This window comes from Coriobacteriia bacterium, from assembly GCA_030652115.1.
Taxonomy (GTDB): Bacteria; Actinomycetota; Coriobacteriia; order Anaerosomatales; family Anaerosomataceae; genus UBA6100.
Genome location: JAUSBK010000010.1, coordinates 21613 through 34687 on the forward strand (window position 1 = coordinate 21613; position 13075 = coordinate 34687).

The following is a 13075-nucleotide window of genomic DNA, read 5'->3' on the forward strand; positions in this document are numbered from 1 at the left end:
GTGAACCGTGCGATGTGCCCGGGAACGTTCGATCCGGTGACAAACGGGCATCTCGATGTCATCGAGCGGGCGTCTGCGCTGTTCGATGAGGTGGTCGTGGCGGTCGCGCTCAGCCCGGACAAAGGCGGCGGTCCGCTGTTCGGCCTGGAGGAGCGTGTCGCCTTCATCGAGCAGGCGGTTGCCGCGCTGCCGAATGTCACGGTACAACCCTTCGACGGACTTCTAGTAGAATGCGCACAGGAGATAGATGCGAAGGTCATCATCAAGGGCCTTCGTGCGGTGACGGACTTTGAACGTGAGTTCCAGATGGCACAGCTGAACTACCGTCTCGACAAGTCGGTCGAAACGATGTTCATTATGTCCATCCCGGAGTATGCGTACCTGAGTTCGTCGGCGGTGAAGGAGATCGCCCGCCACGGCGGGTCGGTGAGAGGGCTCGTGCCAGACGCAGTATGCGAGGCGCTTGCCTCGCGGTTGCACCAGTCCCACTAAGGGAGGTACGTATGGACATCTTGGCGCTGATCGACCGGATCGAGGAACTCATCGATAGCGGCCGCAACGTGCCGTTCTCGGGCTCGAAGGTCATCGATCCGGAGAAGGTCTACGAACTCATCGACGAGATTCGTGCCCAGTTCCCCGACGAACTGAAGCAGGCGCGATGGATCGTCAAGGAGCGCCAGGAGATGCTCGAAGAAGCCGAGAAGGAAGCGAACCGGGTACTCGAAGAGGCGAAGTCGCGTGCCGAGTCCATCGCGTCCGAGCAGGAGATCGTCAAGCTCGCCGAACAACAGCGAGCAGACATCCTCGACGACGCCCGCGCGCGCGAGCGTGAGATCCGGCTTGGCGCCGAGGACTACGCCGATGAGATGCTGGCGAATCTCGAAGTCAACCTTGGCAAGCTGCTGACAGCGGTGCAGCGCGGCCGCGATCGGCTGCAGGGCAAGGTCGCCCAGCGCGGTCAGTGATGGACGACGCGTCCTACTCGATCGACGTTCGCACGATACTGGAGGACCTCGGAGCGTCGATTGCACTCGATGCCGATGTAGAGATCCCGCAGATCGTCTTGGGGACCGAGAGTTTCATGCCGACGAGGCCCATGCGTCTGATCGCCGATATCACCAACACCGGCGCCGGGATCGTGGCATCCGGTACGCTTGATGCGGAGTTCCACGCCACCTGCTCCCGCTGCCTGAAGGAGTTTCCGCTCCAGGTGAACGCCCCGCTGGAGGCGTTCTATGTCGCTCACGGCCAGGAGCATGAGCTGCCTGAGGAGCAAGAGTTCGGGTACATCAACGAGGGCGCAGTCGACCTCATGGAGCAGATGCTCGCGTCGCTCGTTCTCGAGCTTCCCTATGCACCACTGCACGCGGAAGACTGTCCCGGAATCTGCCCGCAGTGCGGTGCGGATCTGGCCGAAGGCCCGTGCGACTGCCAGCCCGGCGGCTCGGACTCGCCGTTCGCTGTTCTCAAAGACCTGCTGCCTCCCGATCCCGAGGCATAGCCCGTCGGTGACGACCGGTTGCGCCACTGAGGCGACCGTGTGCTATCATGTCGCCTTGCGCCGGGGCAGGTCCGGCGTCTATTCATGATGTATGGCACCGGTCGAAGAGCCGGTGCTCGCGAAGGGAGATCGGAAGCCATGGCGGTACCCAAGAGGAAGACGACCCGCGCCGTTCGGGACGCGCGTCGCTCGACCCACCACGTCGAGGCGCCGTCGCGCTCGCTGTGCCCGCAGTGTCACCAGCCGAAGCTCCCGCATCGGGTGTGCCCCGACTGTGGGTACTATGACGGCAGGGAGATCATCGACACCGAGTAGTGTCAGCGGCGCCGGACTCCCGGCGCCGTTTTCGTTTCACGCACGTCACAAGGAGGAGGCCGTTGCTCGCGGAGTTCTTCACTCCTCGCAGCGTCGCAGTCGTCGGCGCATCGCGCGACCCCGGCAAGGTCGGGCATGCGGTGTTCGCCAATCTCCTCGATGGTGGCTTCCCGGGCGCGGTCTACCCCGTCAATCCCACCGCCCCGGAGATCCTGGGTCATGCGGCCTACGCCTCGCTTACGGCGCTTCCGGAGCGCGTGGACCTTGCGGTCGTCGTGGTTCCCGCACACGTGGCCCCGGCCGTCATCGTTGAGTGCGGTACGCTCGGCATCCCGGCGGCGATCGTCATCTCCGCAGGCTTCAGGGAGACAGGTCCCGCAGGCGCGGTGCTCGAGCGGGAGCTGGTCAGTGCGGCGCGAGAAGGCGGCGTGCGCATTCTGGGGCCGAACTGCCTGGGACTGATCGCCACGCGCGGTCATCTCAACGCTTCGTTCGCGCCGATCATGCCCACCCCGGGCTCCATCTCCTTCCTCTCGCAATCGGGCGCGCTCGGCACCGCCATCCTCGATTGGGCGGCGGGTGAGCGCATCGGGCTCGGGCATTTCGTCAGCCTCGGGAACAAGGCAGATGTCTCCGAGGTGGATCTCGTGCGTGCGTGGTCTCAGGACGCCGATACGGGTGTCGTGGTCGCGTACCTCGAGGCCATCACCGATGGCCGTGCGTTCGTCGAGTCGGTGAGCGAGCTCGTGCAGCGCGTGCCATTCATCGCGCTCACCGCGGGCAGTTCCGACGCCGGCGCCCGCGCGGTGTCATCGCACACGGGCAGTCTTGCCGGCTCCCGGGCGGCGTATGACGCGGCCTTCCGCAAGGCGGGCGCGATCCGGGCGCGCACGGTCGAGGAGCTCTTCGACTTCGCCGAGGGCTTCGCGCGTCAGCCACTTCCCGCTGGATCCGGGACGGTGATCCTCACCAACGCGGGCGGGCCGGCGATCCTTGCCACCGATGCGTGCGAAGAGCTGGGAGTCGCGCTGGCGACGCTCGAGTCGGAGACCACGGCCGCCTTGCGCGATGTGCTGCCTGCCGCAGCTGCTGTGTACAACCCCGTCGACATCCTCGGCGACGCTCCCGCCTCACGCTACGCTGATGCCGCACGGATCATCCTCACCGACCCCAACGTGTCTTCGCTCGTTGTGGTGCTCACGCCCCAGGCGATGACCGAGGCCGAGGCGACCGCAGTCGCCATTGCCGATGCGATCGACGGAACCGGGATAACAACGCTCGCCGTCTTCATGGGTGATTCCACCGTCGCCTCGGCGGTCCAGGTGCTCAAGGAGCGAAACATCCCGGGCTACTCGTTCCCCGAGCGGGCCGTTGCGACTCTGGCCGCCATGGAGCAGTACCACGCGTTCCGTGAGCGCCCGGCAGGGGAGCCCTGCGCCGAGGAGATCGATGACGCGACGGTCCGGTCCGCAATCGACCACGCGCGCGAGGCGCATCGGACGTTCATCACAGAGGCCTCGGCACAACGCGTCGCCGAGGCGTGCGGTATCGCGACTCCGCGTGCGGGGACGGCGACCGATCTTGCAGCAGCCCGCAAAATGGCTTCCGAGTTCGGCTATCCGGTCGTGCTCAAGATCGCGAGCCCGGACATCCTGCACAAGTCCGACATCGGCGGCATAGAGCTGGATGTTGGCGACGATGATGGCGTTGTCGGGGCCTACGAGCGGATTCTCGCACGCGTCACGCAGCGGATGCCCGACGCGCACATCTGGGGCGTCACGGTCCAACAGCAGTTGCCGCCGGGACGCGAGGTCATCATCGGTGTCAACCGCGACGTCAACTTCGGCCCGATTCTCATGTTCGGTCTCGGCGGCATCTATGTGGAGGTCCTTCAGGACGTCACGTTCCGGCTGTGTCCTGTCACTCCGCGGGAAGCACGCGAGATGATTTCCGAGATTCGCGCGTACGGGCTGCTCCGCGGAGCCCGGGGGGCCGCGCCGGCGGACGTGGACGCGATAGTGGACGTCATCTGCAGGATCTCGGCGCTGGCCATGGCGTTCGACGACATCACTGAACTGGATATCAATCCCCTGATCGTCGGCGACAGGGGACAGGGAGCGATCGCCGCTGACATCCGCATCGGGATCGGAGGGTGAGCATGCGCACCATTGTCGTGACCTCGACCAAACCGTACACCGGCAAGAGCAGTCTGTGCATCGCGCTGATCGGCTACCTCGCCGGGCGCGGCCTCGACGTCGGGTACTTCAAGCCGTACGGCACGATGCCTGTCATCGAAGGTGACCTCACCACGGACGAGGACGCGCTTTACGTGAACCGTGTGTTGCCGCGGCCGTCCGCTCTCGCCGACGTCTGTCCGGTCGTGCGCACCCAGGGGCTGATCGAGCGCGTTCTTGGCGGTGAGTCCGTGACGAGTGATGAGGCCGTTCGCGCCGCGTTCGACCGCTGCGCGGAGGGCCGCGACGTGATGATCGTCGAGGGCCCGACCGAGCCGGCGCAAGGCTCCTCGGTGGGGCTCTCCGCCGCCACGATCGCCCGACTCGTGGACGGCCGGGTCCTGCTCGTCGACCGTCCGCGGCCGACGGATCTCCCCGAAGACGCCCTGTGGGTCGCCTCGGTGCTGGGCGACCGCCTGGGAGGAGTCGTCCTCAACGGGATTGATGAGTCCAGGCTCCGCGTGGTGAGCGAGCGAGTCGCCCCGTTCCTGGAAGGCCGGGGCGTGCCCGTCCTGGGCGTGATCCCGCACGACCCGAGCCTCAGCTCGGTGACCGTTGCCGAGATCGTCGAGGCGCTCAACGGGACGGTACTGACCGCGCCGGATCGCGTGGGGGACACGGTCGAATCGTTCATGGTCGGCGCGATGGGCCAGGACAAGGCGTTGCGTTTCTTCCGCAGGAAGACCAACAAGGCGGTCATCACCGGCGGCGACCGCGCTGATGTGCAGCTGGCCGCGCTGGAGACGAGCACGCGGTGCATCGTGCTGACTGGCAATCAGGTTCCGGGCGCGACGGTCATGTCACGTGCCGAGGACCTGGGCGTTCCGATGGTGCTGGTGGATACCGACACGCTTACTGCTGTCGAGCGGATGGAGTTCCTGTTCGGCCGCGTGCATCTGCACGACCCCGTGAAGGCGGCACGCATCCGCGAGATGTTCGAACGAGATGTGGACCTGAACCGGCTTTCGGCGATCTTCGGGCTCGACGCCTGAGTCGAGACGAGGAGCACGAATGACCCAGAATGGCACAGCGATCGTCGTGGACGCCATGGGTGGCGACCACGCACCCGGCGTGGTGGCCGAAGGCCTAGCCCTCGCGCTTGCGGCCGATCCGGAGCTTCTGGTTCTGCTTGTCGGCCCGGAGGCTGTCGTGGCGCCGCTTGCATCCGACCGCTGCGAGCCGGTGATCGCGACCGAGGTCATCGGCATGGGCGAACACCCTGCGGCAGCCGTGCGCGGCAAGAAGGACTCCTCGATCGTTGTAGGGTGCCGGCTGGTGAAAGACGGACGAGCCGGAGGCTTCTTCAGCGCCGGCAGCACCGGGGCGTGCATGGCCGCAGCGACGCTCGTGATGGGGCGGATCCCGGGCATCGCCCGGCCGGCTATCGCCGCTGTCATTCCCGCTGCCGCCAGGCCGACTGTCCTGCTCGATGTTGGCGCTAACGCTGACGTGAAGGCCGACATGCTCGTCCAGTTCGCCGGCATGGGTGCCGCGTACGCGCGGGTCATGCTGGGCGTGACCGAGCCGAGCGTCGGACTCCTGAACATCGGAGAAGAGCCGTCCAAAGGCTCCGCGCTCGCACAGGAGGCGCATGAGCTGATGGCGGCCTCGGTTCCCGGGTTCGTCGGGAACGTCGAGGGGCGTGAGGTTCCTGCAGGCACCGTCGACGTCATCGTGACCGATGGATTCACCGGGAACGTGACGCTCAAGGTGCTCGAAGGGCTCGCGTCGGTGCTCTTCAAAGAGATGAAGACCGCACTCACTTCAACGCTGCCGAACCGTCTGGCGGCGTCGGTCGTGGCGCCGGCGATCCGAGAACTCAAGGATCGACTCGACCCGGACGCCTACGGCGGAGCGCCTCTGCTCGGGGTGAACGGAGTGTGCATCATCGGCCACGGCAGCTCGGGCGCACAGGCCATCGCGAACGGGATAGCGGCGACCGCGCGAGCCGTGCGCGGAGACCTGACGGGTACGATCGCGCGCGCCGCGGGCGATGGTGCAGGAACCGACGAGTAGCGGCCCGTTCGAGGTTGCCGTGACGGGTCAAACGTGTACACTACACGGACACTGACGTGCGTCGGGCGCGCAAGCGCGGCGCTGGACGTAAGGGACCACTCGCCCCATGCCACACGCCGCGATCACCGGAATCGGCGCCTATCTGCCGGAGAAGGTGCTCACCAACCACGATCTCGAGTCGATGGTGGATACCTCCGACGAGTGGATCGCCACGCGAACGGGCATCCGGGAGCGTCACATCGCCGGAGAAGGCGAGTCCACGTCGACTCTCGGAGCGGCAGCGGCACGTCGTGCGCTCGAGGACGCGGGTATCGGTGCGGCTGACCTCGACCTGATCGTCGTCGGCACATCGAGCCCCGACCACATCTTCCCGTCCACAGCTGCGCTCATCCAGCATGCCATCGGGGCATCGTGCCCGGCGGTCGACGTGATGGCTGCGTGCACGAGCTTCGTGTTCGCGCTGCAGAGCGCCGTCTCGACGATCGAGAGCGGGCGCGCGCGCCGCGCACTCGTTGTAGGCGCCGATGCTTTGACGCGCCACGTGGACTTCACGGATCGTGCCACTTGCGTGCTCTTTGGTGATGGCGCGGGCGCTGTGGTCCTTGAGGCTTCCGAAGAGGCGGGTGTACTCGGCATCGACCTCGGCACGGATGGCTCCGGCTCCGAAGTGCTCATGGTTCGTGCCGGCGGGTCGGCTGCGCCGTGCACACCGGCGCGCCTCGTGGCAGGAGAGCAGTACGTACGCATGGCGGGAAGCGAGGTATTCAAGTTCGCGGTTCGGGTGATCCCCGAGACAACGCGCCGCGCCCTCGAAGCCTCGGGCCTGTCTGTTGAGGATGTCGCCTGGCTTGTCCCGCACCAGGCCAACCAGCGGATACTGCTCACCGTTGCCGAGCGGCTCGGTCTCCCGGCCTCGCGCGTCTTCTCGAATATCGCCTCGGTGGGGAACACATCCGCGGCATCCATACCGCTCGCTCTCAACGACCTGTATACTGACGGCCAACTCAAGCCCGGGGACGTGGTGGCGCTGGTGGGATTCGGTGCCGGACTGACCTGGGGGGCGGCTATCGTCCGCTGGACGAAGGGGCTACCGGCATGACCCTCAGGACCAGGCTCACGACACTGCTCGGTATCGAGCATCCGATCATCCAGGGCGGCATGGCGTGGACCGCGACCGCCGAGCTTGCCGGCGCCGTGAGCAATGCAGGTGGTCTCGGCATCATCGGCGCCGGACACATGCCCACCGACCTCCTCCGCGAGCAGATCAGGGGCGCGAAGGCGATCACGTCGCGCCCCTTCGGCGTGAATCTCATGCTCCTCACACCGCACATCGACGAACTGGTGCAAATGGTGCTCGACGAGCACGTACCGGTCGTGACCACAGGCGCGGGTAATCCCGGCAAGTACATGGCGGCTCTGATGGACGCCGGCATCAAGGTCATCCCGATCGTGCCCTCGGTGGCGCTCGCGAAGCGGATGGAATCCATCGGCGCGGACGCCGTCATCGGCGAAGGCATGGAGGCCGGCGGTCACATCGGCGAGCTCACGACCATGGTGCTCACCCCCCAGCTCGTGGATGCGATTGACGTGCCGGTCATCGCAGCCGGCGGCATCGCCGATGGGCGCGGACTGGCCGCGGCGTTCGCGCTCGGGGCCGAGGGCGTCCAGGTGGGCACGCGCTTCATGTGCGCGACAGAATGCACGATCCATCCGTCGGTCAAGGCGGAGGTCATCAAGGCAAAGGACCGCGACACGGTGGTCACAGGGCGCTCGACCGGCCATCCCGTGCGGGTCATCAAGAACAAGCTCGCCCGGGAGATCATGGAGCTCGATCGCGAGAACAAGGCTGATGAGATCGAAGCGCTCGGTGCCGGCAAGCTTGCGCTGGCGATGCGACAGGGCGACATCCAGATGGGAAGCCTCATGGCGGGCCAGGCGGCAGCCATGGTGACCTGCATCGAGCCTGCGGCGGAGATCATCGCGGCGATACTCTCAGAAGCCGAGGAGATCTTGCGCACGTTGCCCGGACGGGTCGGCCTGTAAGGATGGCGCCGGTACTTGCATTCGTCTTTCCGGGGCAGGGATCCCAGCGGGTCGGGATGCTCGCAGCGTTCTCCAGCGACGAGACGGTCACGAGACTGCTCGACGCGGCCGAAGCACTCTCGGGCCTCCCGCTCGCGCGCATCGCGGCCGACGGTCCCGATGCCGAGCTCGCCGACACTCGCGCGGCCCAGCCGCTGCTCTACCTTGCCGACTGGTTCTGGGCCGCGAGGCTGGAGGCGCGGGGAATCGCGCCGTCCTTCGTCGCGGGACATAGCCTCGGCGAACTCGCAGCGCTGGCCTTCGCGGGCGTCTTCTCCGTGGAAGCCGGCCTTGAGCTCGTGGTGACGCGGTCGCGGATCATGGCCGAAGCGGCCTCGGCAACACCCGGCACTATGGCCGCCGTTCTCGGCATGGACGGCGAGACGATCGCCAGTGTGCTCGACGGAATGAGCGGCGTGTGGATTGCGAACGACAACGCCGCGGGGCAGGTCGTGGTCTCGGGTACGCATGCGGGGGTGGAGCACGCGATCGCGGCCCTGCTGGCTTCTGGAGCCCGCAAGGTCGTCCCGCTCAACGTTGCCGGACCCTTCCACAGCCCGCTCATGGCGCGAGCGCGCGATGCGTTCGCCGAAGTCGTGGATCAGGCGGCATTCGCCGATGCACGAGTACCGGTGCTGCAGAACACCCTGCCCGAGCCGACGCAGGCTGCAGTCGAGATCCGCGCGCGGCTGCGTGATCAGATCGTGAGCCCGGTTCGCTGGACGGAGACGATGGGCGCGCTCGTGGATGCGGGCGTGACCACGGTGGTAGAGACAGGCCCCGGCGCCGTGCTGACCGGTCTTGCGCGGCGCATGGAAGGCATCACCGCGCTCTCCGTTGAGGGGGACGGGGTAGAACGGGTGGAAGAGGTGATCTCGTGAGCAAACGGCTTGAAGGACGTGTGGCGCTCGTTACGGGCGCATCCCGCGGCATCGGCGCAGCCATCGCACTCAGGCTCGCTGCCGAAGGTGCGACTGTTGCGGTCAACTATGCGGGTAGGGCGGACGCCGCAGCCGAGGTGGTGGGTGCGATCGAGTCCGCCGGCGGCACGGGCAAGGCGTTCCAGGCCGACATCAGCGATCCCGCCGCGTGCACAGCGCTCGTGAACGCGGTGGCGGAGGAGTTCGGTGCTCTCGACATCCTCGTGAACAACGCAGGCATCACGCGTGACGGACTGCTCGTCCGCATGTCCGATGATGACTGGAGCTCCGTCATTGACACGAATCTCTCGGGTGCCTTCTACGCGACCCGTGCTGCCGGCAAGATCATGATGAAGGCCCGCGCGGGTTCGATCGTGACCATCGCGTCGGTGGTCGGGCTGGTAGGCAACGCGGGCCAGGTGAACTACGCTGCCGCAAAGGCAGGTCTGGTGGGTATGACGAAGGCGGTGGCACGCGAGCTCGCCTCGCGCAACGTCCGGGCGAATGCGATCGCTCCCGGGTTCATCGCGACCGAGATGACCGACGCGTTGCCCGACTCGGCCCGGGAGGCCGCAGCAGCTACCATTGCGATGCGGCGTTTCGGCACACCGGAAGACGTAGCGTCTGCCGTGGCGTTTCTGGCAAGCGACGATGCGTCCTATATCACCGGTCAGGTCATCGCCGTCGACGGCGGCATGACGTTCGTATAGAGGCCGGATCCACGCGAGAAGCGCGGAAGGAGGTGTTTCGTATGGAGCACGAGGAGATCTTCGTCAAGGTCAAGGAAGTCATCGTCGACCAGCTTTCGGTCGAGGAGGACGATGTGACCGCCGATGCGTCGTTCTTCGACGACCTGGGTGCCGACTCGCTCGACATCGTCGAGCTCGTCATGGCGCTCGAGGACTCGTTCGGCATCTCCATCCCGGATGAGGATGCAGAGTCGATCAAGACGGTCGGCGACGCGGTGGACTACATCGCCGCCAACATGGAGTAGCGCGGCTGTACGCGGCCGCTTCGGGGCGGCGTCACCGGTTCGTTCGGCTGACGCCGCCCTAGAGACACGGAAGGTACCCCATGGATATGCCCCCGCTCGTCATAGGCTCGAGAACCGCCCGACTACCCATCGTGCAGGGCGGCATGGCCGTCCGCATCTCGCTATCGCCGCTTGCTACCGCGGTCGCGCAGGCCGGCGGAGTCGGTATCATCGCCGGGTCAGGGCTCACTCCGGCCGAGCTGGCCGCCGAGGTTCGCGCCGCACGTGCTGCCACCGACGGCGTGATCGGCGTGAACATCATGGTGGCCGTGCGCATCTTCAAGGACCTGGTGCACGCCGCCCTATCCGAAGGCGCGGACCTCATCGTCGCCGGCGCGGGTTTTTCGCGCGACGTGTTCGGCTGGTGCAAGGACGCGGGCGTGGAGATGGTGCCGATCGTGGGCTCTGCCCGCGTGGCGAAGCTCTCCGAGAAGTTCGGCGCCTCGGCGGTCGTTGTTGAAGGCGTTGACGCGGGCGGGCACCTCGGTACCGACCGGCACGTGGACGACCTGCTGCCGGAGATCCTCGAAGCGGTCAGCATCCCGGTGATCGCGGCGGGCGGTATCTGCACCGGCGCGGACATCAAGCGCATGCTCGATGCGGGTGCTTCGGGTGTCCAGATGGGTTCGCGGTTCGTCGCTACCACGGAGTGCTCGGCGGCCGACGCGTTCAAGGCGATGTACGTGGCCGCAACCGATGACGACATCGTGCTCACGACAAGCCCCGTGGGCCTGCCGGGACGCGCGATTCGCAATCCGCTCACCGAGAAGCACGCCGCGGGCGATTACGAGCGTATCGAGCGGTGCCGCGCATGCCTGAAGGAGTGCGGCAAGGAGTACTGCATCATCGACGCGCTTGAGAAGGCCCAGCGCGGCGATGTCACCACCGGACTGGTCTTTGCCGGCACGTCCGCTGCGCGGGTCGACGACGTGGTTCCGGCAGCGGTGGTCATCGATCGACTGGTAGCCGAATGGCGTGCAGCCGAAGAAGGAGTCGCATCATGAGGCGAGTCGTCGTCACCGGGCTCGGCGTGGTTTCGCCGGTCGGCGTTGGCGTGTCTGCCACGTGGGAGTCGATCATCGCGGGCAGGAGCGGCATCGGACCGATCACCGCGTTCGACGTGAGCGCGTATCCGACCCGGTTCGCGGGGTACATCGACGGCTGGGACCCGACGCCGTGGATCGACGTGAAGGAAGCCCGCCGAATGGCGCGCTTCCAGCAGTTCGCCGTCGCCTCGGCACTGATGGCGGTCGAGGACTCGGGCCTCGTCATCGACGAGTCGAACGCCGAGCGAGTGGGCGTGATCGTCGGTTCCGGCATCGGCGGCCTGCAGACGATGGAGGAGCAGAAGGCGGTCCTCGACGAGAAGGGACCCGGGCGCGTGAGCCCGTTCCTCGTGCCGATGATGATCGTGGACCTCGCCGCGGGGCACATCTCCATCAGGCTCGGCGCCAAAGGCATCAACTACGCGCCTGTCTCGGCATGCGCCACGGGCAACCACTCGATCGGTGAGGCGGGGGAGGTCATCGCGCGCGACGACGCCGACGTCATCATCGCCGGCGGATTCGACTGCGGCGTGACCCCGCTCGGACTCGCGGGTTTCTGTGCTGCGCGGTCGCTGTCGACCCGCAACGACGACCCCCAGGGGGCGTCGCGTCCGTTCGACGCCGATCGCGACGGCTTCGTGATGGGCGAGGGCGGCGGCATCCTGGTCCTCGAAGAGCTCGAGCACGCACGTGCACGCGGCGCGCACATCTACGCCGAGCTCGCCGGCTACGGCGCCTCGGCCGACGCGTATCACCTCACGGCGCCTGCACCGGACGGGAACGGCGCCCGACGCGCGATGATCCAGGCGCTCGACCGTGCGGGGATGAACGCGGACGAGGTCGGGTACATCAACGCGCACGGCACGTCCACCGAACTCGGCGACGCCGCTGAGACCGGCGCGATCAAAGCGGTCTTTGGCGCCGATGCGCCCCCGGTGTCGTCCACCAAGTCGATGACGGGACACCTGCTTGGCGGCGCCGGTGCTCTGGAGGCGGTTGTCTGTGCTCTGGCGCTCGAGCGCAACATCCTGCCGCCCACGATCAACTACACGACGCCCGACCCTGCCTGCGACCTCGACTACATCCCCAATGAGGCGCGTGAGGCGCGGATCGGCGCGGTCATGAGCAACTCATTCGGATTCGGCGGGCACAACGCGTCGCTGCTGTTCCGTCGGCATGGGAGCTGATCGGCTCGTGGAGGACGCCCGAGTTGCAGACGCCGAGCGCTTGCTCGGTCACGCGTTCTCGGATCGCGGCCTGCTGCGCACCGCGCTGACGCACCCTTCCTACGCCGCGGAACACGGCCACGAGGAAACGTACGACCGAATGGAGTTCCTCGGCGACGCGATTCTCGGGTTCGTCGTCTCGGAGCACGTCTACTCGGCGTTTCCGTCCGAGCCCGAAGGCAGTCTGACGCGCAGGAAGCACTACGCCGTTGCCGGTGACGCGCTTGCCGGCGCTGCGGAGTCGCTCGGGCTTTCCGGCTACGTGCTGCTCGGTAGTGGCGCCAACGCAGCAGGCGAGCGTCAGCGGGCATCCGTTCTCGAGAACACGGTGGAGGCGCTCATCGGCGCCATCTACCTCGACGCAGGTCTGGATGCTGCCCGGGCGTTCGTGGTTCGGATCCTCGGCCCGCGTCTGGAGGCCCGGGACGTGCCCGAGGTGGACGCCAAGAGCGCGCTTCAGCAGTGGACGCAGTGGCACAGCGGCAGTCTGCCGTCGTACCGCATCGTGGACGTGGCCGGTCCGGTGCATGCGCGCACGTTTACGGCTGCCGTTGCAGTGGATGAGCAGGTGCTCGGCATCGGCTCGGGACCGAGCAAGCAGGCCGCCGAGAAGGCCGCGGCGAACTACGCGCTCGACGTCTTGCACGGACGGCGAAAGGCCCCGCCCGAGGCCTGATCCGCGGACCCGCGACGTGGCCGAAA

At 66.9% G+C, this 13075-nt stretch carries 15 protein-coding genes; all 15 read left to right on the forward strand.

What is annotated here, in order from left to right; translation table 11 throughout:
* A complete protein-coding gene (gene coaD, locus Q7W51_08040; GenBank protein ID MDO8848316.1) occupies window positions 1-492 on the forward strand; it encodes a pantetheine-phosphate adenylyltransferase in 492 nt (163 codons plus the stop codon).
* An 11-nt stretch (window positions 493-503) separates the two neighbouring features.
* Entirely contained in the window at window positions 504-965 is a 462-nt protein-coding gene (locus tag Q7W51_08045) for an ATPase (GenBank protein ID MDO8848317.1), read from the forward strand.
* Window positions 965-1501, forward strand: coding sequence for a DUF177 domain-containing protein (locus Q7W51_08050; GenBank protein ID MDO8848318.1), 537 nt, complete (start codon window positions 965-967; stop codon window positions 1499-1501). The genes Q7W51_08045 and Q7W51_08050 overlap by 1 nt, the downstream gene beginning before the upstream one ends.
* A 138-nt stretch (window positions 1502-1639) precedes the next feature.
* On the forward strand, window positions 1640-1816 hold the full coding sequence (gene rpmF, locus Q7W51_08055; GenBank protein ID MDO8848319.1) for a 50S ribosomal protein L32: 177 nt from the start codon (window positions 1640-1642) through the stop codon (window positions 1814-1816).
* A gap of 62 nt (window positions 1817-1878) precedes the next feature.
* On the forward strand, window positions 1879-3972 hold the full coding sequence (locus Q7W51_08060) for an acetate--CoA ligase family protein (protein ID MDO8848320.1): 2094 nt from the start codon (window positions 1879-1881) through the stop codon (window positions 3970-3972).
* 2 nt (window positions 3973-3974) lie between these two features.
* On the forward strand, window positions 3975-5042 hold the full coding sequence (locus Q7W51_08065) for a phosphotransacetylase family protein (protein ID MDO8848321.1): 1068 nt from the start codon (window positions 3975-3977) through the stop codon (window positions 5040-5042).
* Between the two features lie 19 nt (window positions 5043-5061).
* On the forward strand, window positions 5062-6066 hold the full coding sequence (gene plsX, locus Q7W51_08070; GenBank protein ID MDO8848322.1) for a phosphate acyltransferase PlsX: 1005 nt from the start codon (window positions 5062-5064) through the stop codon (window positions 6064-6066).
* Window positions 6067-6172: 106 nt separating this feature from the next.
* A complete protein-coding gene (locus Q7W51_08075) occupies window positions 6173-7165 on the forward strand; it encodes a beta-ketoacyl-ACP synthase III (GenBank protein ID MDO8848323.1) in 993 nt (330 codons plus the stop codon).
* Window positions 7162-8109 carry an enoyl-[acyl-carrier-protein] reductase FabK gene (gene fabK / locus Q7W51_08080; protein MDO8848324.1) on the forward strand — a complete coding sequence of 316 codons (948 nt, stop codon included), beginning with the start codon at window positions 7162-7164 and terminating at the stop codon, window positions 8107-8109. Before Q7W51_08075 ends, fabK begins: the two co-directional genes overlap by 4 nt.
* A gap of 2 nt (window positions 8110-8111) precedes the next feature.
* Window positions 8112-9029: an ACP S-malonyltransferase gene (fabD, locus tag Q7W51_08085; GenBank protein ID MDO8848325.1), complete on the forward strand. Its 918-nt coding sequence runs from the start codon at window positions 8112-8114 to the stop codon at window positions 9027-9029.
* A complete protein-coding gene (gene fabG, locus Q7W51_08090; GenBank protein MDO8848326.1) occupies window positions 9026-9778 on the forward strand; it encodes a 3-oxoacyl-[acyl-carrier-protein] reductase in 753 nt (250 codons plus the stop codon). Before fabD ends, fabG begins: the two co-directional genes overlap by 4 nt.
* Before the next feature lie 41 nt (window positions 9779-9819).
* Complete coding sequence (acpP, locus tag Q7W51_08095; protein MDO8848327.1) at window positions 9820-10062, forward strand: acyl carrier protein; 243 nt, start codon at window positions 9820-9822, stop codon at window positions 10060-10062.
* 80 nt (window positions 10063-10142) lie between these two features.
* Entirely contained in the window at window positions 10143-11105 is a 963-nt protein-coding gene (locus Q7W51_08100) for a nitronate monooxygenase (GenBank protein MDO8848328.1), read from the forward strand.
* On the forward strand, window positions 11102-12334 hold the full coding sequence (fabF, locus tag Q7W51_08105) for a beta-ketoacyl-ACP synthase II (protein MDO8848329.1): 1233 nt from the start codon (window positions 11102-11104) through the stop codon (window positions 12332-12334). The genes Q7W51_08100 and fabF overlap by 4 nt, the downstream gene beginning before the upstream one ends.
* A gap of 7 nt (window positions 12335-12341) precedes the next feature.
* Window positions 12342-13049 (forward strand): ribonuclease III, encoded by a 708-nt coding sequence (gene rnc / locus Q7W51_08110; GenBank protein MDO8848330.1) that lies wholly within the window; start codon window positions 12342-12344, stop codon window positions 13047-13049.
* The last annotated feature ends 26 nt before the right edge of the window (window positions 13050-13075 follow it).

Excerpts from the sequence above, each read along its gene's own strand:
- Q7W51_08075 (MDO8848323.1), top strand. The coding sequence starts at position 6,173 with ATGCCACACGCCGCGATCACCGGAATCGGCGCCTATCTGCCGGAGAAG.
- plsX (MDO8848322.1), top strand. The coding sequence starts at position 5,062 with ATGACCCAGAATGGCACAGCGATCGTCGTGGACGCCATGGGTGGCGAC.
- fabK (MDO8848324.1), top strand. The coding sequence starts at position 7,162 with ATGACCCTCAGGACCAGGCTCACGACACTGCTCGGTATCGAGCATCCG.
- Q7W51_08050 (MDO8848318.1), top strand. The coding sequence starts at position 965 with ATGGACGACGCGTCCTACTCGATCGACGTTCGCACGATACTGGAGGAC.
- Q7W51_08100 (MDO8848328.1), top strand. The coding sequence starts at position 10,143 with ATGGATATGCCCCCGCTCGTCATAGGCTCGAGAACCGCCCGACTACCC.
- fabF (MDO8848329.1), top strand. The coding sequence starts at position 11,102 with ATGAGGCGAGTCGTCGTCACCGGGCTCGGCGTGGTTTCGCCGGTCGGC.
- Q7W51_08065 (MDO8848321.1), top strand. The coding sequence starts at position 3,975 with ATGCGCACCATTGTCGTGACCTCGACCAAACCGTACACCGGCAAGAGC.
- Q7W51_08045 (MDO8848317.1), top strand. The coding sequence starts at position 504 with ATGGACATCTTGGCGCTGATCGACCGGATCGAGGAACTCATCGATAGC.
- acpP (MDO8848327.1), top strand. The coding sequence starts at position 9,820 with ATGGAGCACGAGGAGATCTTCGTCAAGGTCAAGGAAGTCATCGTCGAC.
- rpmF (MDO8848319.1), top strand. The coding sequence starts at position 1,640 with ATGGCGGTACCCAAGAGGAAGACGACCCGCGCCGTTCGGGACGCGCGT.
- fabD (MDO8848325.1), top strand. The coding sequence starts at position 8,112 with ATGGCGCCGGTACTTGCATTCGTCTTTCCGGGGCAGGGATCCCAGCGG.